We start from the raw sequence: 22,611 nt of genomic DNA, 5'->3' as shown, positions 1-22,611 counted from the left end.
TCTTATCTTCTAATCGCTTCGGCCGGCTGAAGCCGGAGCGCGCGTCGTGCCGGAAGCAGTGCCGATAGCAGGGCAGTGAGTATAACCAGAATGAGCACTTGCCAATAGTGCCGAAAAGCGAGCTTTGTGTAGACGATCTCGCTGTATCCAAAACTCTTGAGAGTCTCCTGAAAGGCGCTGATATCAATGCCATGCGAGCCGAAATACGAGATGCTGGCCCAGGCTATCAGCATCCCGAATGGAGTCCCGATCAGGACCAGAAAGAATGTCTCGCAGACGATCATGGCAAATACTTGCCTGCGCTTCATTCCGAGCGCGATCAGCATTCCGATTTCGCGCGTGCGTTCGAGCACGGCCATGAGCATTGTATTGACAATCCCAAATGCGAGCGCAAGCAGAACGACAGCCATGATGATATACATCATTTGGTCGATGACCGAGATAATCAAGCCCATTTCAGGCGCAACGGTACGCCAGCTTTCGACGAGCAGAGTTGGATATTGTGATTTCAACGTGCGGACAAACGATTCGACCGAATCTTGTGAATGCAGGAGTACCGCGATCTCAGTGACAGCAAGGCTATCGCCGAGCATGGCGGCAACGTCCGCGCGCCGCGCGAACACGTTCGTCTCATCAAAGGGAGTATTCTTAGTTTGGAAAATGCCCGCGACACGAAACGCACTTGAGGCGATATTCCGGTCTTTGTCCTGTGTTGTGATTACGAGTTTTGAACCGAGCCGGACCTTCAGCTTTTGCGAGAGCTTCTTACCGATCAGCATCTCATTTCCTTTTGTGCCCGGAAAGTAACTTCCGACAATAACTTTCGAACGGAGCTGCGTAAGAGAATCTTCATCTAGGGCGGCAATACCGTTGATCTGGACGCCAGAATTGCCGGTAGCTGATGCAATCATGCCGCGTGCGATGAGGCGGCCCGCGGCATGTTGAACCTGGGTATTCACCCGCAATACGGCCACGATGGAGTCGCCTGCCGGAATTGTGTATCGTACGTCACGGTCCCGCTTGAACTCCGGGTGATGGATTTGAAGGTGGGAGACTTCAAGCTCGATCGCGCTCCGGACTCGCTCTTCGGCGAAGCCGAAATAGAAGCTCATCACCGCCAGACCGGCCCAGAGACCGACAATCACAGAGCAGATGATCACGATGCTGCGCCCTTTGCGGCGCCACACGTTTCTCCATGCGATAGTAAGCGTCATCATCCGCGCCGAAGAGAAGTTGTGACATTCAGCCGATGTGCGCACAGAACAGGATAGACTCCAAGTACGAGCGAAAGGCTGAGAACAATGAGTGCCTGCGTAATAAAGATATTGACCTCGAGGAGGGCAGGGATCACGGGCTCGAATCCAAATTCGGAATACGCCCGCGCAGTCTCACCCGTGAACCGGATCGGATGAATCTGAAGATAGAGGACCACCGGAAAACTGACGAGGACTCCGGCGATTGCACCCAGGATCGACGTGCAGACTGTCTCTCCCAGCAGCATCAGTGCAATCAGACGGCGCTTCATGCCAATGGCAAGCAGCATTCCGAGTTCGTAGGTGCGCTCGTTTATCATCATGAGCACAGTCCCGAAGATGCCAAAAGAGATGACGAAATACAGGATTCCGATCATGATATTGTAGAATGTCCCGTCCGCTTTGATGTGCGTGGCAATATCGGGCATCATCTCCTTCCAGGTCATGACCTCGAATGTCTGCCCGAGGGAATTCTGAAGTGAGGATTGGATCTGCTCGGGAGTCCTTGTTTCGTTGATGGCAAGCGCGAACGTAGTAATGATTCCTTCGGCAGTCAAGAACTCTTGCGCCTGGCGTAATGGCAGGAAGACGAGCGATTCATTCAGAGCGGGTGAGCCGAATTTGGCGATGCCGCCTACGGGAAATTTCCCGGCAGCCTGCACGCCTTGATAGCCCTGTCCCAACAGGACGAGCGTATCACCGACTTTTAGCTGGAGTGTCCGTGCGAGACCCTCGGAGAGGAGAGCGGAATGACTCGAGTCGCTGAGATAGACCCCGCTTGTGACATTACTTCGAAGACGGGTGAGTTTGTCCTCGCCAGCGGCTTCCGTGCCTACGCAGAGTGCACCCTGCGTGATAGTGCCACTCGAAGCGAGAACAAAACTCTCGATACGAGGCAGTGCACTCGAAACGCCGGGCTGCGCGATGATCTTTTGTGCAATGAGCGAGTCCATCGAAAGGCCGTTGTCAAGCGTTTGTTCATCCCAATAGCCTCGCTTGTGTACCTGGAGGTATCCGGAGTGAAAACTGACAACATTCTTTACCAAGTGGCCGAATACTCCCGCCTGCAAGGACTTCATCGTAACGGCCAGCACGACAGCGAAGAGAACCGAGGCCATCGTAATGAGGGATCGGCGCTTATTCCGCCAAATGTTCCGCCAGATCAAACGGGCGATCATCGGACCCTCTGCATATTCTGCGTTCCAAAAAATGAATCGTCAATGGGCCGATCGAAAACGAGACTACTGTATATCAGCACCGTCTTATTCCCCTTCTTATCGGCCGGGATCATCTCCATGCGGGCAGGGATGAGCCTGCCGCCGAGCATCTTTATGTCCGACCCGATCATCGTATTGATGAGTGTGCCATCTTCATCATAATATTCTGCGCGTAGCATTAAGTCGTTCGTCTTCTCGACCCAAAGAAATACTTTGCCCCACACAACCGCCGCTTATTTTTTTGGCAAGAGTTCGATCTTGTAGCATGCCTCGGACCCGATGGATTCTTCTCCAAGCAGTCGTTGGTCGTAGTCTTCCACGATGCTCGCTTCGCGCACAAGGTCGTCGTTCGTGAAGTCAGTCCCCATCCAGGATTGGCTCATCATTGAAGGTGGAAGCTTGATTGTCCGCTCGATGCTCGGCAGCCAATTCCAGACTTCTTTCTTGCGCTTGAGGAATACCGTTCCTTTCTCTTTCGCGGGGGCTGTGATGAGGATCAGCGCGAAATCATTGCCTTTCGACCAGGTCCTCATTGACATTTCGCGGCTGTATGCAGGACGGACGATCTGGATTGTCATCGTCGCTTCCGAGGATGCTCCTCGCATCCGAAGGTCCGCTCGACGAACGATCTCAGTCGCGTCTTGCCCAAACGCAAGCGAAGAGAAGGCAAAAAGAAAGATCAGTGCTTCGCAGCTTGAACGTATGATGGAAACACGCGCTTCGTCGCGCTCAAGCTTTGAGCGTGTGTTCCGGGTGGAGAACCTTGCTGTACCCGTCATTCCCGTTAGTTGTAGGTGAGATACACTCCTAAAACATACACCGGCGAACGTATGGTGCCTCTTGGATCCCCTGCGAAAGCGCTCGGACGCGCTAAGAATATATTTGGAATGGCCAGAAGTTTTGAGTATGTTTGCAGGTCGTCAGTCACCGGAAACACTATGTCAACAACTCATTCGTCACATCGGGCTTTGCGTGTCCGATCATTTCTGCTTGTAGCAATTCTTGCATTGTGCGCATTGGGACCGCATGCTTCACGCTCCCAGACCGCAAAACCACGACATCATCGCTTTCGGCTTGATTCCGCGGCAAGGGCACGGCAGTCGTTGCTTGATGCATCGGATTCTTCTAAGCACACTTGTGTCTCAATCTTCGATGAGGCTGGCAGGAGAGTCGATGCGCGTTGTGACCTTGTCGGAGGACGAGCGTCGCTGGATACCAATGATTTGCCTGCTGGCACCTACGAAGTGATAGTCAAGACCGGCGACAAACAGCGATTGCAGACGATCGTAGTGCATGGTCACAGGGCGGCGGCTGGGAATCTTACCGAATAGCTTTTGTCATCCCGTTGGGATGAAATAGAAAATCCCTTTCGATGAAGGGGATATTCTTGCTTCGATAAATCAGGATGTTATCCTTCGAAGATGCTCCCTTGCTCTGGCTCTGGTGGTAGGGGAGGCGTCTTGCCTTTGGTGATTTCGGGCAGCGCTTCGTCGATTTCCTTATCCTCATCCGCCGGGACATTCGCTACGGCCGCGAGACGATCGCCTTCATTGAGGCGGACGACGCGCACACCCTGCGTGTTGCGACCCATAACGCGAATCTCGGCAACATGCTGTCGGATGACAAGGCCGTCCTTCGTGACGCAAATCAGGTCGTCGTTGTCCACGACTTCCTTGATGGCCACGAGTTTGCCGGTCTTCTCCGTCGCCTTCATCGTGATGACGCCCTTGCCGCCGCGGCGTGTGAGACGATAGTCACTGACTTCGCTCCGCTTGCCGTAACCTTCTTCACTCACCACGAGTACGGTCGTTCCCGAGCGGCTTGGCGAGATCATTCCGATGACATGATCGCCTTCGTCGAGCCGGACGCCACGCACACCTGCGGCGGTGCGGCCCATGTCGCGGACATCTTTTTCGTTGAAGCGGCAAGCCATACCTTCGTGCGTGCCGATGATGATTTCCTGCTGGCCGTTCGTCAGACGCACATCCTTGAGTGAGTCCTTCGTGTCCAATGTAATCGCTTGGACACCCGCGCGTCGGATATTGCCAAACGCCGAGAGCACCGTCTTCTTAATCGTGCCATGCTCGGTCACCATCGTGACAAAGTGCGCTTCATCGAACTGTTTGACATTGATGAAGGCTGTAATGCGCTCCTCCGGTGGCTTCTCGAGCAGGTTCGCGATCGAGCGGCCCTTCGATGTACGGCCAGCCTCCGGCACTTCGTGGACCTTTAGCCAATAGCACCGGCCGCGGTCCGTGAAGAACATGATATAGTGATGTGTCGAGGCGATAAACATGTGCTCGAGGAAGTCGTCCTCGCGCGTGGCGGCTCCGGTGATGCCCTTTCCACCGCGTCCCTGGCGCCGGTAACCGGAGACCGGGAATCGCTTGATAAAGCCCTGATGGGAGATTGTGACGACCACATCTTCCTCCGCGATCATGTCCTCGATCGTGAAGTCTTTGGTATCGTAGACGATCTCGGTGCGACGTTCGTCGCCGTATTTCTTCTTGATCTCGGCGAGTTCATCGCCAATGATCTTCATCTGTAACTCCGGTGATGCAATGATCGCCTTGAGCTTCTCGATGAGCTGGATCAAGTCGCGGTACTCGGCTTGAATCTTATCTCGCTCGAGTCCCGTCAGACGCTGCAAGCGCATTTCGAGGATCGCCTTGGATTGGATCTCGGATAATTTGAACTGTGCCATGAGCCGCTTTTGCGCGGTATCGACATCCTTCGATTTCTTAATCGTTTGGATTACCGCGTCGATATTGTCAAGCGCGATAATATAGCCTTCAAGGATATGCGCGCGTTTCTCGGCTTCGCTCAGGTCATATTTCGTGCGCCGCAGAACTACATCGTTGCGATGCTCGATGTAATACTTGATCATCGAACGCAATTCCAGCACGCGCGGCACGCCCTTGACCAGCGAGAGCATGATGACGCCGAACGTCGTCTGCATCTGCGTGTGCTTGTAGAGATTATTTAGCACAACTTTGGCGACGGCATCCCGCTTGAGTTCGATCACCACCCGCAGTCCATCTTTGTCGGACTCATCACGAATGTCGGAGATACCTTCAAGCTTCTTATCGCGCACGAATTCGGCCATCTTCTCAATCAGGTTTGCTTTGTTGACCTGATAGGGAAGCTCGGTCACGACGATGTGCTCGCGGTCGTTCTTTTGCGTTTCAATCGTGGCGCGGGCGCGCACGATGACACGGCCACGACCCGTCGTGTACGCATCGCGGACGCCATCGTAGCCATAGATAATTCCGCCGGTGGGGAAGTCAGGCGCAGAGATGATCTTCATCAGCTCCACACTGGTGATCGCGTGGTTCTTGATGTAGGCCAGGCAAGCGTTGATGACTTCTGTCAGATTGTGAGGCGGAATGTTCGTCGCCATGCCGACCGCAATGCCGGTCGAGCCATTGACGAGCAAATTCGGAATGCCGGCCGGCATGACGAGAGGCTGCTGCAGCGTCTCGTCGAAGTTCGGACCGAAATCCACCGTCTCTTTTTCGAGATCGCGCAGCATTTCGATCGCCAGAGGTGTCATGCGCGCTTCGGTATAACGCATGGCGGCAGGCGAATCGCCATCGACGGAGCCGAAATTACCTTGCCCCTGCACGAGCGGGTAGCGCATTGAAAAATCCTGCGCCATGCGGACGATCGTATCATAGACCGCAGTATCACCGTGCGGGTGGTACTTACCAAGCACCTCACCAACGACGCGCGCACTTTTCTTATAGGGCCGGTTCGGAGCCAGGCCCAGTTCGTTCATGCCATAGAGTACCCGCCGATGTACCGGCTTGAGTCCATCGCGCACGTCTGGTAGTGCGCGCGAGACGATGACCGACATCGAATAATCGATGTACGAGTCTCGCATCTCATCCTCAAGCTGCCTCGGAAGTATCTTTTCGGTAATAGTTGCCATGCTCTAAGCCAGTAACGAGTAATGAGTAACGAGTGGAAAGCAGCGAGAATCTATTCGTTGCTCTTGACTCGGTACTTGATACGGGTATCTAAAACGGGGTCGGCGCTTCAACGCTTTTTTGTGGATTTTGAGTCCTTCCAAGCCTATTTATATGCGCCGTAGAAAACGAAGGAGGCTTTCGCATGGACACAAAAATAGAGTAGTGATAGAGTAACGGATGAGCTGGCAAACCATGCATTTTTGTATCGTTCTCAGTGGACAATCAATCACGGTGATGGATTGTCCGCGCGACCCGATGCTTACATGAAAATTCTAAAACTGAACCTGACGCCTATGCAAACCCAATGTCTGAATGAACTCCGGGGCGAGTATCCTATGCTCAGCGAAGTGGAGTTGCGAATCATGACTTTTGTCGCCTGCGGTCTTGGCGACCGCGAAATTGCGGAGCTCTGTGGCTGTTCCCTCAGGACGATTGAGAATAGTCGCTATAGGATTGGGAAGAAACTCAGCCCGAATACATCGTCCCAACCGGGGACCAATGGTAGGGGTCCCGGAAGCGAGCGCGTAATCTCACCTCAACCGCGATCGGCTCATGCTCTATCGCCCAAGCCAGGACACACATCGGGCATCCAAGGTCAACGGATGATCCCGGCGAGCCACCGGTCCAGCGCCCAGGATGGACGCTCATCCGGCCGGTGGCTCCTCCCTGGCGTCCTGTTCCAAACGATCGACCTGGCTAACGAGCCATGGGTGTAGAAGTAATCGTCGGCCATCTCTTTGGGGATGGCCGACGATCGATAAATACGCTCAGAGCTTAGAGTAATGCATCGTCGCCCATGACAACGACAGTAGCCTGCCCGGAGCAATGTGATTTTACAGTGACAATAAGATGACCACCCCACGGCGGAACAAGTGTATCGGTTTGGCCGGCGAGCACATAGCTGCCCAGTACTAATAGACCTGAAAAGGAAGATGTTCCGATGTCAACCGTTGTGGCGCTAGTGTTTGTAGCTGTAACGGTTGTCGAGTCACCACCGCCGAGCACAATCGTATTGTCGATGTTGTGCGAACTGAAGTTATTAATATCCACCTCATTATCATCGAGCGGTCTCGCGCGATTAGTGGTGGAAAAGAACAAGATGCAACCGAGGGCGAGAATTACCCCCCCCAGCTTAGCTTAAAGCGACGTAGATTCTTCATGTTAGCTTATTTTGAGTTAGTGAAGTCCAGACGACCTGGACGTTGACAAGAAATTTGAAAAACCTGTTCTCACATTCTGCTTCCGGATCAGCGAGCTTCAGGCGGTGGTACAAGAAAAGCTTCATCAGTGATTACAACAATGTTCACAGAGGGATCCCAGACGATCTTAAGTGTGCCTGCGCCAACCATCGGTGCATTAGGCCAGCAGCTACCACACGTAGCACTGAAAGAATTGCACTGACCTTGAACGATGTTAGTGACAGCGTCGAACACGCGAACGGCTGTTATGGTCGAAAGCCCATCTATTGCAAAGATTACTCCTGGTGCTTGCGAGAAGGCGGAGCTTGAATAGCTGTTCGGAGTTCCAGCTCCATCAACGTAATCCACTTCGATCCGATACGGATTCACGTAAGAACTGAGATAACCTAAATAAACAATTCTTCCTTGACTCATGAATTGTAAGCTGATAAAAAGTGTGGAACAAATTGCCGTTCATCAGGTGATTAACGGCAGCGAGAATACCTACAAAGATAAGAAAGAAACATCTCGCTTCTGCTAAATCAGGTACTCACCACTCCCAAAACCCCCGTATGGCGCATTCTCTCAATGAAGTTGAACAGATGTACTATACGTCTGTTGCGGTTGGCCAGTTGAAGGCCGATATCGAACGACTTTATGAAGTATCTCTCCCTGGGTCGACTGACCGAGCGCGGTCAGCTTTCCTTCTCGGTGCGGCGCTGTTTGATCTCAATAAAGAATCAGCAACATACTTTGAGGAGGCGAAACAAATTGCCATCACAACCGGGGATAAGCGTTTACTAGCGGATGCTCTGCACGGGGAAGCCCTTGGTCTCCTTCGACAGGGCAAACACAGGATCGCCGCTGCCATTGAAGAAAACGCACTAAAGCTTGCCCTTGAGACGGACCACAGGAATCGGATTGCAGTAAGCTATTATACGCTCGGGATTGTCTCATCCGTCTATGGGGTCTACGAAGAAACGGCGGATTATTTCGGAAGATCGCTGCAGCTCGCGCTTCAGGGAGGGTATCTGCGTCTTCAAGTAAATGTTCTTGCAAAACTCCGTGAATTGTTTCTTACTGCGGGCAACCTTTCGAAAGCAAAGAATTATGCCGACAGTTGCCTTCAGGCGGCGCTCACGCTGAATAGCGAAGCCGAGATCAATCGGGCTAAAGTTCATCTTTCAACAGTTGCTATCGAACTACAGGAGTATGATCGGGTCATCGAGCTCCTATCCGATGTCATGCAGTCATTGCCGCCAGAAAACCTCCCAATGTGGTGTGCTGTCCATACATTATTAGGAAAGGTCGAGGCAGGGAATGAGCGATGGAAAGAGGCTGAACAGCAATACAAGAAAGCACTCTCGCTTGCAACCTACCCGAGAGGAGGCAATGTAAGGGCTAATACCCTCTTGATACTCGCTGAGCTTTATCTCAAGACTCACCAGAATCAACTTGCACTAAAACATGCGCGTCTCGGAATGGAAGAGGCGCGGAAGTCGGAATATGTCCACGTTCAAAAGATAGCCCTCCACACGCTGCACGAAGTTCATAAGGAGCTGAATCAATACAAGAAAGCATACGAGTATCTCGAGCAATACAACGCGCTTGTTTCCGAAAGCGATAAGGAGTTGCTCAAGAGCCGTTTGGAATTCCACGAGCTGCGTCACGATTACGAAGCGGAGCAAGTCAAGGCCGAGCAGGGGGCGAGGCAAGCTGAGTTGCTACGGATCGAGCTCGAGCGCAAGGAGCGCGAACTCATGGAGAAGACGCGGCATCTCATCAAGCAGCGTGAGGCACTTGCCCAGTTTCAGGACGATTTGCGCGCCATGATGCGCCGATCATCGGCCAGCGATCCCCTGGTGATGCAGGTCCGCGAACGGCTCAAAGCCATGCCCGAGTTGCAAGCGGATTGGGAAGCGTTCAATGCCGAGTTCAAGTCTGTGCATCCGGATTTTGGTCTGAACCTCGCGAGAGCTCACCCGGACCTTACGCCGATGGAGCGAAAGATCTGCCCGTTTATCCGATTGGACCTGGGCTCCGAAGACATTGCGAAGCTGCTTTCGCTCTCGATCCGCAATATCGAGAATCATCGCTATCGCATCCGCAAGAAATTCGGACTCAGCAAGACGGATAGCCTCACCCAATTCCTGGAAAAGTACTGAGCAGTCTTTCTCGCGATTCTGATTCGCTATTCCATCAGACACGCTATATAATTTTATATTGTGTTTTGGGATGTTATTCATTAACCGGCTGCAGTGTCTCTTGGATAGGCATCTGTTTTCCCATTGCAAATAAGTCGAAATTGAGCCCAATTTCGTCATTCGTAATTCGTCATTCGTAATTGACGAAGAGAACCCCTTCCACCTAATATAACGTTGTTCGATACCTCCGGCATCGCATATTTTCGATGAATTCTGCAAATAATCGTAGGGACGGGCGCGCGGCACGTCCCTACGTTTTGTGTACCGGCGAGTTGTACTCGCCGACCCGTCAAAATTTAGTGCTCCACCACAAAGCGGAAGGTCCGAGTGTCTTTGCCGGAAACAACGACCTCATATACACCGAATGGAAGTGCGTGCACGTCGATCGCGAAGCCGCCCGTTTCCGCTGTGATTGGCGCGTGGAGAACATGTCCGAGCAAATCGATGATCCGGACTCGGAGAGCAGCAGGATCCTCACCGAGCGAGATATGGACCTCATCGCTAGCTGGATTTGGATAAACAAACAACTGATCGCGAGTTGAGACAAATGGAACATTCGCCGAAGGTTCGGTCAGGAAATAATAGCCGTTATACGACCAGTCAGTTGCATCGTTTGCCATGTTCGCTTCCACCTGAATGTAATAGGTAGAATTGGGGGTCAGATCCGAGACATCCAATGTCGTATCCATGACCGTACTATAACGCGGTGGGGTGAAATCCGCCTTCGCCAGCCGGACGGCATACGAAACTGCGTTTGGTACCGAGGACCAGACCAAATGGACATGTCCGTCGACAGTTGCCCCAAGCGCTGGTTCGAGAACTCTGGGTGGCAGTTGCATCCCTGCCTTCGAGACAGTGTTGAACATCGAGAGTAGTTGATACCACTCGCCACTCCATCGCCAATCGCTGGTATCCAAGCTCTGTTGTCCGATCGCTCGGACGCGAGCATAATACGTCTCAGCGGGAATCGGCGTGAATGAACATAGTGTATCTGCAATGACAGTGTCAAGCGAAACATAGTCAAACACTTTCTGCGCCGATCCGGCCCACGGCGGATTGATCGCGAGTTGTAGTTCGTAGCGGACTGCGCCGGTCACAGGTACCCATGCCACAGTAGTCGGCGCGATCGCCATTGGCCCCGGATCATGCTCGTGAAGATTTGGCAACGCAAGTCGCTGCTGACCAATGAAGCGAATCCCCGGCGAGCCTGACACTGCCAAGGCAAAATTGGCAGCAGGCATAATGAGCCCCTGAATGTTCATGCCGCCATTCTGTCGAGAGAATGCATCGAATGGTGGTTGATTAGAACTCCATGTAACACCTCCATCCGTTGTTTCGAGAATCCTGGAACCGCATGCAATCCCATGCAAACTATCGCCGAATGCCACTTGGTTGAGCCCTTCGCCCCAATGCAGGACTGAGACGTCTCGATCCAATCTCGTAATCCATGTGGCGCCTCCATCCGTTGTCTGGATGAGTAGGGGATTTTGGGGTTTGACGTGCCAGTCAGTCCCAGCGCCCCATGCGAGATTTTCATTGAGGAAGTAGATATCCGCCACGACCGGCATCGAGCCATGTGTTTGCCAGGTGAGGCCGCCATCAAGCGTCTTCAGGTACCGCATCGAGTCCCCGTTGCTATTGAGCCAAGTCGATACCCCGAACACGCCCGGCCGGAAACAGAATAGTTGTTGGCTTCCTCGGACACCGCTCGGAAACGGGTGCGTGGTCCATGACTTCCAGCCGTCGGTCGTAACAATCATATCATCGGCGAGCAACCCCGGAAGCGAATCATGCACATTACTCACGTGAATCACAATAGCCGCACCATAGGTTGGTGTAAGCATCGTAACAGACCGCAAGATGGTGTTTGTATCCAAATACATCTGCGTCCAGGTTGCCCCCACGTCCGAGGAAAGCAAGAAATACGCTCGATACCGATTCAAATAGTTGCCGTTGCGGTCTTGGCCGTAGTAATCCTCCGTATCGCCATAGATAATGTAGTTGGAAGCGCTCGGGTGCACCACGGAAATCCATCGGTCCCACCCCTCTTGCTTGGTAAAGATCTCTTGCCAGGTGCGCCCGCTATCGGATGAATGGCGGAGAACGCGACCAGAACTCGCGCGCCAAATTGGAAGTCCGATCTGTGCAATATCAGATGGGGAAGCCGCTGAGAAGATCGGTCCGAAGGTCTCGAACTGCATGGTGGTTGTGTCTTCGCACAAGTCCCATCGGTCGACCATCTGAGCAACGGATCGAGATGTTTGAGACGTGATAACTAATACCGCAGCTAACAGAATATAGAGCTTACTCATTGGACCTAAAGAATTAGTTGTCACAAAATACAACAATTTCGAGGCAAAGTCAAGAAATACTTTGTTTGGACACCTTCGCCGCTCTCCAGGAGTTGCATAAAATACAATGCGCGATTGGGCGAAACAGATCATCCTGAATTTACGAGAAGCCGCCGCGCGGCCTGGCTGGCGGCGGTCCAAAGTGGTGCGCTGGACCATCGGCGTGGTTCTCACGCTGATTATCGCCGCGTTATTTCCGAGCGCCCAACAGATGGCGCTCACCGGGTACTCGGTCGGATCGCCATGGATGGGGGAGGATGAGCACGCGCCGTTCTCATTCCCGGTTTACAAAGATGTTGTCCGCTACCGGCAGGATGTCCGGAAAGCGCTCGACGAGTTGTACCCGGTCTATGTCCCGGATACATTGGCGCGGGAAGAAACGCTCAGCCAACTCCATGCATCCTACTCGAAGTTGATCGCGCTTGTCGCACTCGTCCGCAAGGATTCACTCGATGCCTCTTCGTTCGCAGATTCGGCGAAACCCCTTGGACTGACATCGGATGATTGCTCCGGACTTGTGGCGGCGGTGCAGAAGGATGGCCGTATCGCGCATAAGCTCGAAGACTTTGAGGCGCCATTCGCGAGTGTTGTGGCCGATCTGGAATTATCCTCTTTGATCACACAGGGTACTCGCGAAGAGGCTAGCGCAAGTACATCGCATCTCATCTCGCTCCGATATGCTCCGCGTACACACCCGAACGCGGAGACGGTGCTTCCGCGTGACTCGTTGCTCACCGTGGAAGCCGCGACGAACCGAGTCTTCAGCAAATTGGAGATTCTCCTGAAGCGCAATAATCAGCTCGTTGCTCCGCTCTCTCGCATCGCTGCAACGGCGTTACGTCCGAATGTGACGTTCGATGCGACGCTGACGGACGAGAGCCGTTCTGCGATTATCGATCGCGTTCCGCGCACCGATGGGATTGTTGTCGAGGGCCAGCGGATTATCTCGAAAGGGGAGATTATTTCTCCACCGGCAAAATCGGCGCTCGAAAGTCTCGCGCAGGCCCAGATCGATCGTGGCGGCACGATGTCCGCGATCGGTCGCATCGCCGGTACGATTGGGCACGTGGGCCTCATCGTGCTTCTTCTGGTGCTTTATCTCAAGTTCATTCGCAGACGAATCTATAAGGATAACGGCCAACTGTTGCTGATGGCCCTGGTCCTGCTTTTCCCGGCTATCCTCGCATATCTCAGCGTGCGTGTGCAGGTCGATTTCCCGCTCCAGTATTTTATTCTGATCCCTGTCGCCTCGATGTTGCTGACCGTGCTCTTCGATAGCCGGACCGGTTTTTATGGGACAGTCATAGCCGCCTTGTTAGTCGCTGGTATCCGCGGCAATGATTATGAGATCGCTCTTGCGGGACTTTGTGCCGGTGCGTTTGCGGCGTATACAGTCCGTGATCTTCGCAACCGCGCACAATTGTTTACCAGCATTGCGTACATCTTTATAGGCTATCTCATTGCGATCACCGCGCTCTCACTCGAGCAGGCAACATCGTTCGGGTTATTCGGTTATGAATTGATCGCGGCGCTCGGCAACTCGCTGATCTCGCCGGTCATTACGCTCGTCGTGCTATTCGCAATCGAAAGTGTCTTCGATACCGTCAGCGATTTGCGGCTTTCGGAGTTCGATAATATCAATCATCCGCTGCTTCGCGAGTTGGCACTCCGAGCGCCCGGGACCTATCAGCACACGATGCAAGTCGCCCAATTAGCGGAGAACGCCGCGCTGGCGATTGGCTCGAATCCGCTGCTGGCCCGCGTTGGGGCGCTCTTCCATGATGTTGGCAAGCTGACCGACCCAGTGAGTTTTGTCGAAAATCAATCCGGCGAGAATGGCAATATTCACGAATCGATCAGCCCACGCGAGAGTGCCGACCGAGTTCGGAATCATGTGGCTCAGGGAATTGAGCTAGCTCGCGCGCATCGCTTACCCCAACGCATCATCGATTTCATTCCGATGCACCACGGAACGTTGCCGATCTCGTTCTTCTATCAGCGCGCGCTTAACGAGGCGACCGGCGGTGGCGAGGTCAACGAGGATGATTTCCGCTATGGGGGTCCGATTCCGAATTCCAAAGAGACGGCGATCCTGATGCTCGCGGATGCATCGGAAGCCATCGCCCGAACGCTTGCAGCCAGCGGAGAAGAGACCACTCCCGAGGCGATCGAAGCCGCCGTCACGCAGCTCGTTCGTACGCGCTTCGATCAAGGGCAGCTTGACCGCTGCGACATCACTGCGCACGATTTGACAATCATTCGCGGTGTATTCGCCCGGTTGCTCGCTGGTTTGCACCATGCGCGGGTTCAGTATCCTTCTCTCGTCACGCCTGGCGCGACGCCCTCTCCCGGAGAATCTGCCCACGAACCCACAGCGTCCCTTGTCGCCAGTTAAAGCTCGACCGAAGACCGTTCGGCCACGAAGTACCCGAACTCTCGCGAATCTCCATGCGATGGAATCGCAGGAGGTGCGAGTCGCTGGATCGAAGAAGCCAATTGAACAATATCTGAGTTATCTCAAGCTCGAGCGTGGACTTGCACGAAATTCACTCGATGCGTACGGCCGCGACTTGTTGAAATTCGAAGCCTATCTTCTTCCGAAGCAAACGTTACTGGCTCGCGCAACTCAAACGGATGTCCAGAGATTCTTGCGCGACTTGGGCGAGGCCGGTCTCGAACGGACCAGCATCGTCCGCATCATGAGTAGCTTACGCGGCTTCTACCGCTATTTGCTGACTGAGAAACTGTTGCTGGTCGATCCGACTGAGAACCTGGATGTGAAATCTGTTCGGCGGAAGCTTCCCGAAGTCCTGACCATACCGGAGATGGAATCCTTGTTGGATCAACCTGACCTGACAACACCGAAGGGCGTTCGCGATAAAGCGCTACTTGAATTTTTATACGCCGCCGGTGCGCGTGTCTCGGAAGCGACGCAATTGCGATTAACACAACTCTCTCTCAAGGATGGACTCGTAAAGCTGTTTGGTAAAGGCTCGAAGGAGCGTGTCGTGCCGGTTGGACGGGAGGCGTGCAAAGCGCTCGACGTATATCTAACCAAGACGAGGCCGTTATTTACGCGAAAAGGGAAGAAGACAGATGCGATCTTTCTCAATCAAGAGCGCGGCACGGCGCTATCACGGATGTCGGTCTGGAACATGATTCAGGAGTATGCCTTGCAGGCCGGGATCGATAAGCGAATCTCGCCACACACGTTTCGCCATAGCTTTGCGACACATTTGCTCGAAGGCGGCGCCGATCTTCGCGTCGTGCAGGAGATGCTTGGGCACGCCGATATCTCGACGACCGAGATTTACACGCATGTCGACCGATCGTATTTGCAGGAAGTCCATCGAACATTCCATCCACGCGGCTGATGAAAGAAAAACGCTGGCTCGTTCGGATCACCTTGGGAGGCCTTGCCTTGCGTCTCGGGATGTGGTTCGTCTATCGCAGCAATCCGATGACGCTTGTCACGGCCGGCCTGCCGGATGATGCGCTCTATTACTTCACGATCGCCCGAAATCTTGCTCACGGCTATGGGATTTCTTTCGATGCCGTGCATCCAACCAATGGGATGCATCCCCTGTGGCTGCTTCTCATCACCCCGATCTTTACACTCACACTCAGTAAGTGGGGCGCGATCTATGCCATACTCTTGCTGCAATGTATTGTGGATGCCGGCATCGTATGGCTTATTGGCGACACAGTTTATGATCTGTTGCCGGATGCAAAGGAGTCCAATCGGAAGAGTGCGGCCGCCATCGCCGCCGTTTTGTATGCCGCGAGCATCGTCATCATTTCGCGTTCTGTCAATGGACTCGAAACGACGCTTGCTGCGCTCATGATCGTCCTTTGGCTTCGGACATACCTTCGGCTCGGTCAGAATATGCGGTCGTGGGCCTTTCTAGGTCTTGTCACTGGCTTGCTTCTCCTTGCACGGACAGATATGTTTTTGGTGGTATTACCGCTGGCGCTTTACAGGATCATACGGATCCGGCCGATTGGCGGGGAGTGGGGCGGCAGAGGCTTAGCGGCGATTATTGGTGTTCTCGTTGTCGCGCCGTGGTTGATTTGGAATGTGCTTCACTTCGGCACGCCACTTCAATCGAGCGCGCAGGCGGTGCCGATCTTTGCCATGCGGAAGTATGACGTACTCTATGGCACCGGATTGCTGAAATACTGGCATCTGCTGCTGGAGTCAGCTCGCAACATGATGAAGCCATTTTGGTTTGCGGGGTTGGGGCTGCCGGTTGTGACATTGACTTATGCGATAATTTCTCGACGCAAGATCATGCGAGAAGGGGAGAAGGCTGTGTATCTTCTTGTCCTCGGCGGGTTGCTCCTCCTTGCCGTTCATAGTATTTTTCGCGGTTTCATTCGCGAGTGGTACATAATGGAGCTGATTCCGCTTTGGATCATTGCCTTTGGTCTTAGCATCGGCGAGAATGCCGGAAAGACCGAAGCGCGCGCAAGTGGCCGCTGGATCTTCGCATCAGCAATTCTCATTGTGCAAGTGCTTATCATTCCGGTAGGTCAGCGAATGACTTCTCAGTTGGTCACTGTCTATGAAGGAGTGCCGATCATCGAGCAGTTGACGAGGACCACCAAAGTTGCTGCATTTAATTCCGGCTACTACTCGTATTTTGCGAGCCGTCCGGGAAGCATCGTCGATCTCGACGGCGTGGTCAGCTCAGAAGCGGTGGAGTCGATCAAGCATAATGATCTCCGTGGATATTTGAATCGCGATTCAGTTTCGTATCTTCTGGACTTCCGGGGGGATTTTGGCGGCTATGTCAATCTCATCGACAGGCACTTACTCGATGATTTTGTGATGGAGACTCAGGATACGTCCACTCCATTAGTGCTCTATCGCCGTAAATCTATTTCAGGGCCATTATTATTGCCCTTGACTCCGTGAAACTTCACTCATCAAAAGGCTGTACTATCCTCCTCATGCGACGAATTACGCCTATCCTACTCGTGCTCCTCGTCTTCGGAACTACCATCCGGGCTCAGGAGGTCGATCTCTCCGGCCGTACACGGCTTTCGGATCTGTTAAATAAGCCTCTGAGTCCGCGCGCCGCGGCGATGGGGAATTCCTTCGTTGCTATGAAGGACGATCCGAATACGATCTTCAGCAATCCCGCTGCGCTTTCAAGTCTAACGATTAAGGACTCGACTCAGCTCAATGAGTTCTCGCTGAGTTATTCGCATTACATTCTGGATATTAACGAGGGGGCGCTCGTCTACGATCATCCGGTGCCAGAGGGGATGCTCTTCTCGGGTACGTTCGCTGCCGGAGTGCAGTATTTTTCGGGTGGCACCTCGACTGAAGCCACCAACACCGGACAGACGATTGGCACATTCAGCACGGGCGATGTCGCATTACTGCTCGCATATTCCAGTACCGGTTCGAATGGGCTGCATTATGGCGCGGGGTTGAAGTTTGTCAGTTCGAGTCTCGTCTCTGGCTCCTCGATCCAAAACTATAGCGCCTCGTGGCTGGCTGCTGATCTTGGGCTTTACTATGAGTGGGTTAAGCAACAGATGACCTTTGGATTTTCAGTTTTGAATATTGGAACGGAGGTTTCGACTTACGCCGGCGTCCAGGAGCCAGTGGGGACGAACGTGCAGTTCGGTGTCTCGAAGCGTCTCGAGCGGCTGCCGCTGACAGTTCATCTCAATTTCCACAATCTGACTCGCGATCGCGAGGGTCGCAATCTTCTTTATGCCCTCAATGACTTCTCGGTCGGTGGCGAATTCATTCTCGGCAAGGTCGTGCGCTTGCGATTTGGATATGAGAACGAAGTCCGTCATCAACTCGCCGTTCCGGCTGGTACGGGCCTGGCGGGCTTCTCGACCGGGTTGGGCTTTCACCTCAAAAAGTATGACATCGACTTCGGGCTGAACGACAATGGACCAGACTTCGGACCATTCTTGCGGTTTGGACTGCGGACGGCCTTCTGATTAAAGAAAAAAGCCTGACAAATGCCAGGCTTTTCTTGTAGCGGGGGTAGGATTTGAACCTACGACCTTCGGGTTATGAGCCCGACGAGCTACCACTGCTCCACCCCGCGATCTTGTTGTGCGCCCCTAACTGGCCTTCTCTGTTCAAGGTTCCGTGAGCGCATTCTCATGGCATTTCTTCCGCATTGGTGATTTCTCTGCGCAGAATTGCGGCTGGTGTATATCCTTCCAGCGTGGCAGCAATCTTTCGTTTGCGGCTAATGATAAACGTGGTCGGCACGGCATCGACGCCACCATAGGTAAAAGCAAAATCCCGACTCCCGATCAAGATTTGATAGGGAATCCCGCGCGCGCGGGCAAACGAATCGATCAGAATGACGGCTTTGCCGTCCAGGACTCGCTCACGCATAGAGACTCCGATGAGCAGCACGTTTGTATCATGCGCTGCAAGCATGGTATCGATCGATGCCAACTGCGCCATCGATGTGGAAGACCATGTTCCGAAGAACGCAAGTACTACGACTTTATTATAGTACTCGTTCATTTCGTGAACCTGCCCAGTGGAGTCCCACCATGCAAAACTCGTGGCTCGATTAGCGGGACTCATGCGGTCCCAAAACTTGATCTGCGAGACATTGTGCAGGTATTTAGGGACATTCGAATCAACGGCAACTACCGGAGGCACAAAGAGCGTCTTCATGGTATTGCTTCCGGAGCATGCGGCGAACGACACAGCAGCGAGCAAGGCAAGCCCTGCGCTCGCGCATTTTGCATGTAGACGCATTAGGAACGTGTCGCCGCGACGATCGACTGATAAGAAGCTTCTGGCGTATCGACGAGCGGGATACGCGCATGCACGATGTGCGATGTCATGAGGTCCATCTCGTACTCGAACTGGCAAGTCGGGCAAGTCTTGAGGTGCAACTCGACCTCATCTAATTCTCGTGGCGTCAGTCGCTCGTGATCGACGAGTGCCGCGGCCAAGTCCTGAATTTCGGAACAGTTCACGCGATTACCTTAGATAGTGTGGGTGCGGCTCGAGTAGAAGAAGCTGCGGCGCGGTAAAAAGAACCGCGCCGCAGAAGAAATGATTGCTCGGATCCGTGAGGATTGCTCGAAGCAAAGAGCTTACTTGACGCCGAGAAGTTCGACATCGAAGATCAGCGTCGCATTTGGCGGGATCGCGGCGCCCGCACCACGTGCACCATAGCCGAGCTGCGGCGGAATGATAAGACGGCGCTTGCCACCGACCTTCATCGAGACCATGCCCTCATCCCAACCCGGAATCACTTGTCCGACACCAATCGCGGTGCTGAATGGCTCCGTGTGATGAAACGCCGGATCGACATTAGAGTCGAATGTCTTTCCATCGACGAGTTTGCCGGTATAATTCACGGTGATTGTTTGTCCTTTGACCGGCATTGCGCCCTTGCCGACTTTGAGATCAATGTATTTGAGACCAGTCTTCGAGACGACCGTGTCGCCATGCTTCTCTGGAGCGGCGTTTTCCGGCGTGGCGGTCATCGAAGGCTCTGCTGGCGGGGCCGGGGCCTCGGTCACTTGTGGCTGGGATGTGGTTGATTGAGTTGACATAGTTGTATCTGATGTTGAGCTTGACTCGTCTTTGGCATGGCATGCCGTCAGTGCGAGAATTGTGAATGCAGCGATTATGGTGGTCTTCATGCTTTGGTTATGCGTTTGTATTCTTGTTTCTTTGCTTCTTCAAACAATTTTTCGTAACTCGAATATCGTTCGACGGCAATCTTGTCGTTCTCGACTGCCTCCCGCACGGCGCAACCTGGCTCGTGGATATGCGAACAGTTCGTGATAGCGCACTCGGTCTGATGTCTCAGAAATTCCGCAAATGCAAACTTCAAATTACCCGGATCGAGTTCGTGATTTGCGAATTCCCGGACGCCAGGTGTGTCCACAATATAGGTTCCGGGCATCCCTTCGATGGTGATAAGCCGGGCGCTGCTTGTCGTGTGTGCTCCACGCCGATATTTTCTGGAAAGAACGCCCGTGCGCCCGATCTCATGACCGACGATCGCATTCAGCAGCGAGCTTTTGCCAACGCCGGAGTGGCCCGCGAAAACACTGGTCTTTCCCTCAATGATGGCGCGCAATTCGGGAAGTCCCGCCTGCGTCGCGGCAGACACGATGGCGACCGGGTAACCGATCTCCTGATAAACATCCCGAAAATAGAGAGCTTCCTCACGCTGCGTCTCGGTGGCCAGATCGTGCTTGTTGATCGCAATGGCAATTCCAAGACCACCATCGAGACCCGCGACGATATAGCGATCGATGATCCCTGCACGCAATGGTGGTTGCGTGGCGCTTGCGACGATCACGAGCAGATCGACATTCGACACGACGACCTGTTCGAAGGCCACTCGCTGTCCGGCCGCAGCCCGTGAGAGCTTCGTCCGGCGGAGGAGAACCTCGTCGATGGTCGCCGTTCCATCTTCCTGCACCGCAAGCCGAACGTCATCGCCGACGGCGACGAGCGTTGCACCCGCGTTCGCCGTGTGAGTACCCTTATAACTCTTGGCCGGCATTTCCTCGCCAGTTGCCGTTCGAGCCAGGAAATTGGGGCCTTCGGTGCCGATGATTTTGGCGGCGATGAGAGCTACATTCTCGGCCGGGGCAGCGAGTGGTTTTTGCTGACGCTCCCGCCGCCGAACGTGCTTTCTCCGCGAACGCAACCGGTCTTCGTGGGCGCGACGAATCTGCTCGCTTGCTGGCAGCGATTGATCGTCCTCGTCCTCCGAAGCGTCAGGCTTCGGAAGGTCGGGAGAGGAGATATTTGATCGTGGCGGCAAAATTGGTGTTATCTTAGCGCTCCGCGTTTCAGCATCGCGCTCAGCCGAACAGCATTGAAGCATAATTCATCCTCGCCCGGGACCGTGGCGCGGCCATCCGGTCAGCGCTTTGGGGTCACGCTCTCGATCTGCGCCATTATTTATCTGCCATCGCTCTTCTGGACGCTCGGGCTGGACCAGAATATCTTCGCCGAGATCGCCTCGTTGCTCTTGCGTGGCAAGACTCTTTACGTCGATGCCTGGGACGTGAAGCCACCCAATATCTTCTACACGTACGCGCTCTTCGAGTGGATCTTTGGTCAGCACGAGTTTGCAGTCCGGCTCTCGGATTACCTCTTCACACTTCTGGCATGCTCGGCGCTATTTGTGGGCGTCGATCGGCAGGCGAGCGTCATGCCCGATCGGTTGTGTTCATGGGCGGCGCCCATTGCGACTGTCCTGCTGGCCCTGACGCTGCTCTCGCTCGGACTCTCTGATACCGCACAGACGGAATCGTACTCGCTCTTCTTCATCATTGCAGGAGCGGTGCTTGCATTCCAGAATCGCACACTGTTGCTCCTCCTTGGTGGCGTGGCAATTGGCAACGCAGCGTTTTACAAGACGACGAATACTCTCTTTCTTGTGTCGATTGCTATCGAGATTGTGCTCCTACATAAGGGACGGGCAGTGCGACCGCTGTTGCTCATTGCGGCCGGTTTCATACTGTGGTGCATACTCCAATTTGGTCTGCTCGCGTGGCAGGGAAGTCTTGCCGAATATTTGAGTATTACGTTCAACGTCTTTCAGCATCATTCGCAAGAGGTCTCGCAATTTCGGCCGATGGATTTGATTCGGACCATATGGATCTATGCCAACGTCTGGCTTCTCCTTGCTTTGGCCGCATCTGTGTTGGCCGCTGTTCGCAAGGACTGGTCGTTCTTTCGTTCGGTCCGATTGCCGGTGATGTTTCTGCTTGCTGGTCTACTCGCAGTCGCGTTGCAGAACAAGGGGTGGGGATACCAGTATGTGATTGTCCTTCCAGGGCTGGTTGCAAGTATCGGGCTAGCGCTCGCGTATGGGACCTATAAGACGCATTGGACTAATGGGATAAGAACCCATGTGGTTACCGCGCTGCTATGTGCGGTTGCTTTTGCTGTTTCCCCGAGTATCCGAAGAGCGGCAAGCCACACACGAGAGTCCACGGTCGCGTTGCGCGATCGTGACCGTTATCTCGCATCGCTCGGCCAGCCGCACAGTCTGTATTATCCACCAGGCACAGAGGCACTCTCAGCATATATTCAGTCGCACACGGCGGCAACCGACCGCGTCTTTATCTTCGGTGAGGAGCCAGGGGCCTACTGGCGCTCAGGGCGAGAGCCGGCAACGCGATTCGTCTATGCGCTTCTCTTTACGAGTGGTGTGATTCCTTCTGGCGATCTCGCGGCGATTGGAGACACGATCGCTGGCACCAAGCCGCGGCTTGTTATTGTCGAACGGTATGATACGCTTATGTTTCGCGGACGGCCGGAGACGAGTGTGTCCTTGCTGGAATCCGACACGATATTCCGTTCGCTCGCATGGGTTCTGAAGACCGAGTATGCGGCAGCCGACACGGTCCGTGACAACTTTATCATCTACCGGCGCAAAGACTGATTGGTGCAACAAATGC

General features: G+C 53.8%; 19 protein-coding genes, 1 tRNA gene and 1 pseudogene. 7 read left to right on the top strand and 14 right to left on the bottom strand.

Going from position 1 to position 22,611, the window contains the following annotated elements:
* Positions 1-2 precede the first annotated feature (2 nt).
* The 6 genes and pseudogenes from Q8902_14450 to gyrA form a co-directional block, all read right to left on the bottom strand.
* On the bottom strand, positions 3-1,217 hold the full coding sequence (locus Q8902_14450; GenBank protein MDP4200758.1) for an FtsX-like permease family protein: 1,215 nt from the start codon (positions 1,215-1,217) through the stop codon (positions 3-5).
* The gene (locus Q8902_14445) at positions 1,214-2,371 is read right to left on the bottom strand and encodes an FtsX-like permease family protein (GenBank protein ID MDP4200757.1); all 1,158 of its coding nucleotides are present in this window, start codon (positions 2,369-2,371) and stop codon (positions 1,214-1,216) included. The genes Q8902_14450 and Q8902_14445 overlap by 4 nt, the downstream gene beginning before the upstream one ends.
* Before the next feature lie 56 nt (positions 2,372-2,427).
* Positions 2,428-3,003 (bottom strand): annotated as a pseudogene (locus tag Q8902_14440) (outer membrane lipoprotein-sorting protein).
* Between the two features lie 403 nt (positions 3,004-3,406).
* Positions 3,407-3,586 (bottom strand): hypothetical protein, encoded by a 180-nt coding sequence (locus Q8902_14435; GenBank protein MDP4200756.1) that lies wholly within the window; start codon positions 3,584-3,586, stop codon positions 3,407-3,409.
* 26 nt (positions 3,587-3,612) lie between these two features.
* Positions 3,613-3,765, bottom strand: a complete 153-nt coding sequence (locus tag Q8902_14430) for a hypothetical protein (GenBank protein ID MDP4200755.1) — start codon at positions 3,763-3,765, stop codon at positions 3,613-3,615.
* A gap of 113 nt (positions 3,766-3,878) precedes the next feature.
* Positions 3,879-6,401 carry a DNA gyrase subunit A gene (gene gyrA / locus Q8902_14425; protein ID MDP4200754.1) on the bottom strand — a complete coding sequence of 841 codons (2,523 nt, stop codon included), beginning with the start codon at positions 6,399-6,401 and terminating at the stop codon, positions 3,879-3,881.
* A gap of 303 nt (positions 6,402-6,704) precedes the next feature.
* Between gyrA and Q8902_14420 the strand changes: the two genes are divergently transcribed.
* Positions 6,705-7,157 carry a LuxR C-terminal-related transcriptional regulator gene (locus Q8902_14420; protein MDP4200753.1) on the top strand — a complete coding sequence of 151 codons (453 nt, stop codon included), beginning with the start codon at positions 6,705-6,707 and terminating at the stop codon, positions 7,155-7,157.
* A gap of 58 nt (positions 7,158-7,215) precedes the next feature.
* Here the strand turns inward: Q8902_14420 and Q8902_14415 are convergent, their stop codons facing one another.
* Together Q8902_14415 and Q8902_14410 are read right to left on the bottom strand one after the other, a co-directional pair.
* Complete coding sequence (locus Q8902_14415; GenBank protein MDP4200752.1) at positions 7,216-7,539, bottom strand: hypothetical protein; 324 nt, start codon at positions 7,537-7,539, stop codon at positions 7,216-7,218.
* Positions 7,540-7,688: 149 nt separating this feature from the next.
* Positions 7,689-8,054 carry a hypothetical protein gene (locus Q8902_14410; protein MDP4200751.1) on the bottom strand — a complete coding sequence of 122 codons (366 nt, stop codon included), beginning with the start codon at positions 8,052-8,054 and terminating at the stop codon, positions 7,689-7,691.
* Positions 8,055-8,191: 137 nt separating this feature from the next.
* Here Q8902_14410 and Q8902_14405 point away from each other — a divergent pair, with 137 nt between their 5' ends.
* The gene (locus Q8902_14405) at positions 8,192-9,784 is read left to right on the top strand and encodes a hypothetical protein (GenBank protein MDP4200750.1); all 1,593 of its coding nucleotides are present in this window, start codon (positions 8,192-8,194) and stop codon (positions 9,782-9,784) included.
* 335 nt (positions 9,785-10,119) lie between these two features.
* Here the strand turns inward: Q8902_14405 and Q8902_14400 are convergent, their stop codons facing one another.
* A complete protein-coding gene (locus tag Q8902_14400; GenBank protein MDP4200749.1) occupies positions 10,120-12,135 on the bottom strand; it encodes a T9SS type A sorting domain-containing protein in 2,016 nt (671 codons plus the stop codon).
* Positions 12,136-12,241: 106 nt separating this feature from the next.
* Between Q8902_14400 and Q8902_14395 the strand changes: the two genes are divergently transcribed.
* Genes Q8902_14395 through Q8902_14380 form a run of 4 tightly spaced genes read left to right on the top strand, consistent with a single transcriptional unit; the run spans position 12,242 to position 18,141 of the window.
* Positions 12,242-14,569 carry an HDIG domain-containing protein gene (locus tag Q8902_14395; GenBank protein MDP4200748.1) on the top strand — a complete coding sequence of 776 codons (2,328 nt, stop codon included), beginning with the start codon at positions 12,242-12,244 and terminating at the stop codon, positions 14,567-14,569.
* A gap of 58 nt (positions 14,570-14,627) precedes the next feature.
* Entirely contained in the window at positions 14,628-15,548 is a 921-nt protein-coding gene (xerD, locus tag Q8902_14390) for a site-specific tyrosine recombinase XerD (protein ID MDP4200747.1), read from the top strand.
* Entirely contained in the window at positions 15,548-17,092 is a 1,545-nt protein-coding gene (locus Q8902_14385; GenBank protein ID MDP4200746.1) for a glycosyltransferase family 39 protein, read from the top strand. The genes xerD and Q8902_14385 overlap by 1 nt, the downstream gene beginning before the upstream one ends.
* 35 nt (positions 17,093-17,127) lie before the next feature.
* Positions 17,128-18,141: a PorV/PorQ family protein gene (locus tag Q8902_14380; protein MDP4200745.1), complete on the top strand. Its 1,014-nt coding sequence runs from the start codon at positions 17,128-17,130 to the stop codon at positions 18,139-18,141.
* A 38-nt stretch (positions 18,142-18,179) separates the two neighbouring features.
* Here Q8902_14380 and Q8902_14375 read toward each other — a convergent pair.
* The 5 genes from Q8902_14375 to rsgA all read right to left on the bottom strand — a co-directional run bounded on the left by Q8902_14375 (position 18,180) and on the right by rsgA (position 20,963).
* Positions 18,180-18,251: transfer RNA gene (locus Q8902_14375), tRNA-Met, on the bottom strand.
* Between the two features lie 56 nt (positions 18,252-18,307).
* The gene (locus Q8902_14370) at positions 18,308-18,841 is read right to left on the bottom strand and encodes a TlpA disulfide reductase family protein (protein ID MDP4200744.1); all 534 of its coding nucleotides are present in this window, start codon (positions 18,839-18,841) and stop codon (positions 18,308-18,310) included.
* Between the two features lie 83 nt (positions 18,842-18,924).
* The gene (locus Q8902_14365) at positions 18,925-19,149 is read right to left on the bottom strand and encodes a zf-HC2 domain-containing protein (GenBank protein MDP4200743.1); all 225 of its coding nucleotides are present in this window, start codon (positions 19,147-19,149) and stop codon (positions 18,925-18,927) included.
* A gap of 120 nt (positions 19,150-19,269) precedes the next feature.
* On the bottom strand, positions 19,270-19,824 hold the full coding sequence (locus Q8902_14360; protein MDP4200742.1) for an FKBP-type peptidyl-prolyl cis-trans isomerase: 555 nt from the start codon (positions 19,822-19,824) through the stop codon (positions 19,270-19,272).
* On the bottom strand, positions 19,821-20,963 hold the full coding sequence (gene rsgA, locus Q8902_14355) for a ribosome small subunit-dependent GTPase A (protein MDP4200741.1): 1,143 nt from the start codon (positions 20,961-20,963) through the stop codon (positions 19,821-19,823). Before rsgA ends, Q8902_14360 begins: the two co-directional genes overlap by 4 nt.
* Before the next feature lie 54 nt (positions 20,964-21,017).
* On the opposite strand from rsgA, the gene Q8902_14350 reads away from it, so the two are divergent.
* Positions 21,018-22,595, top strand: a complete 1,578-nt coding sequence (locus tag Q8902_14350) for a hypothetical protein (protein MDP4200740.1) — start codon at positions 21,018-21,020, stop codon at positions 22,593-22,595.
* Positions 22,596-22,611: the final 16 nt, after the last annotated feature.

The organism is Bacteroidota bacterium, assembly GCA_030706745.1.
In the GTDB taxonomy this organism is placed as follows: domain Bacteria; phylum Bacteroidota; class Ignavibacteria; order Palsa-1295; family Palsa-1295; genus PALSA-1295.
The sequence above is the reverse complement of the archived record's forward strand: the minus strand, read 5'-3'. Positions and strand labels throughout refer to the sequence as shown.

What these genes read in the sequence shown, in the direction of transcription:
- Q8902_14450 (MDP4200758.1), bottom strand. Translation starts at nt 1,217, where the DNA reads ATGATGACGCTTACTATCGCATGGAGAAACGTGTGGCGCCGCAAAGGG.
- Q8902_14405 (MDP4200750.1), top strand. Translation starts at nt 8,192, where the DNA reads ATGGCGCATTCTCTCAATGAAGTTGAACAGATGTACTATACGTCTGTT.
- Q8902_14370 (MDP4200744.1), bottom strand. Translation starts at nt 18,841, where the DNA reads ATGAAGACGCTCTTTGTGCCTCCGGTAGTTGCCGTTGATTCGAATGTC.
- Q8902_14395 (MDP4200748.1), top strand. Translation starts at nt 12,242, where the DNA reads ATGCGCGATTGGGCGAAACAGATCATCCTGAATTTACGAGAAGCCGCC.
- Q8902_14435 (MDP4200756.1), bottom strand. Translation starts at nt 3,586, where the DNA reads ATGCATCAAGCAACGACTGCCGTGCCCTTGCCGCGGAATCAAGCCGAA.
- Q8902_14360 (MDP4200742.1), bottom strand. Translation starts at nt 19,824, where the DNA reads ATGAAGACCACCATAATCGCTGCATTCACAATTCTCGCACTGACGGCA.
- Q8902_14380 (MDP4200745.1), top strand. Translation starts at nt 17,128, where the DNA reads ATGCGACGAATTACGCCTATCCTACTCGTGCTCCTCGTCTTCGGAACT.
- Q8902_14445 (MDP4200757.1), bottom strand. Translation starts at nt 2,371, where the DNA reads ATGGCCTCGGTTCTCTTCGCTGTCGTGCTGGCCGTTACGATGAAGTCC.
- xerD (MDP4200747.1), top strand. Translation starts at nt 14,628, where the DNA reads ATGGAATCGCAGGAGGTGCGAGTCGCTGGATCGAAGAAGCCAATTGAA.
- Q8902_14400 (MDP4200749.1), bottom strand. Translation starts at nt 12,135, where the DNA reads ATGAGTAAGCTCTATATTCTGTTAGCTGCGGTATTAGTTATCACGTCT.
- Q8902_14385 (MDP4200746.1), top strand. Translation starts at nt 15,548, where the DNA reads ATGAAAGAAAAACGCTGGCTCGTTCGGATCACCTTGGGAGGCCTTGCC.
- Q8902_14430 (MDP4200755.1), bottom strand. Translation starts at nt 3,765, where the DNA reads ATGCACTACGATCGTCTGCAATCGCTGTTTGTCGCCGGTCTTGACTAT.
- Q8902_14410 (MDP4200751.1), bottom strand. Translation starts at nt 8,054, where the DNA reads ATGAGTCAAGGAAGAATTGTTTATTTAGGTTATCTCAGTTCTTACGTG.
- gyrA (MDP4200754.1), bottom strand. Translation starts at nt 6,401, where the DNA reads ATGGCAACTATTACCGAAAAGATACTTCCGAGGCAGCTTGAGGATGAG.
- Q8902_14420 (MDP4200753.1), top strand. Translation starts at nt 6,705, where the DNA reads ATGAAAATTCTAAAACTGAACCTGACGCCTATGCAAACCCAATGTCTG.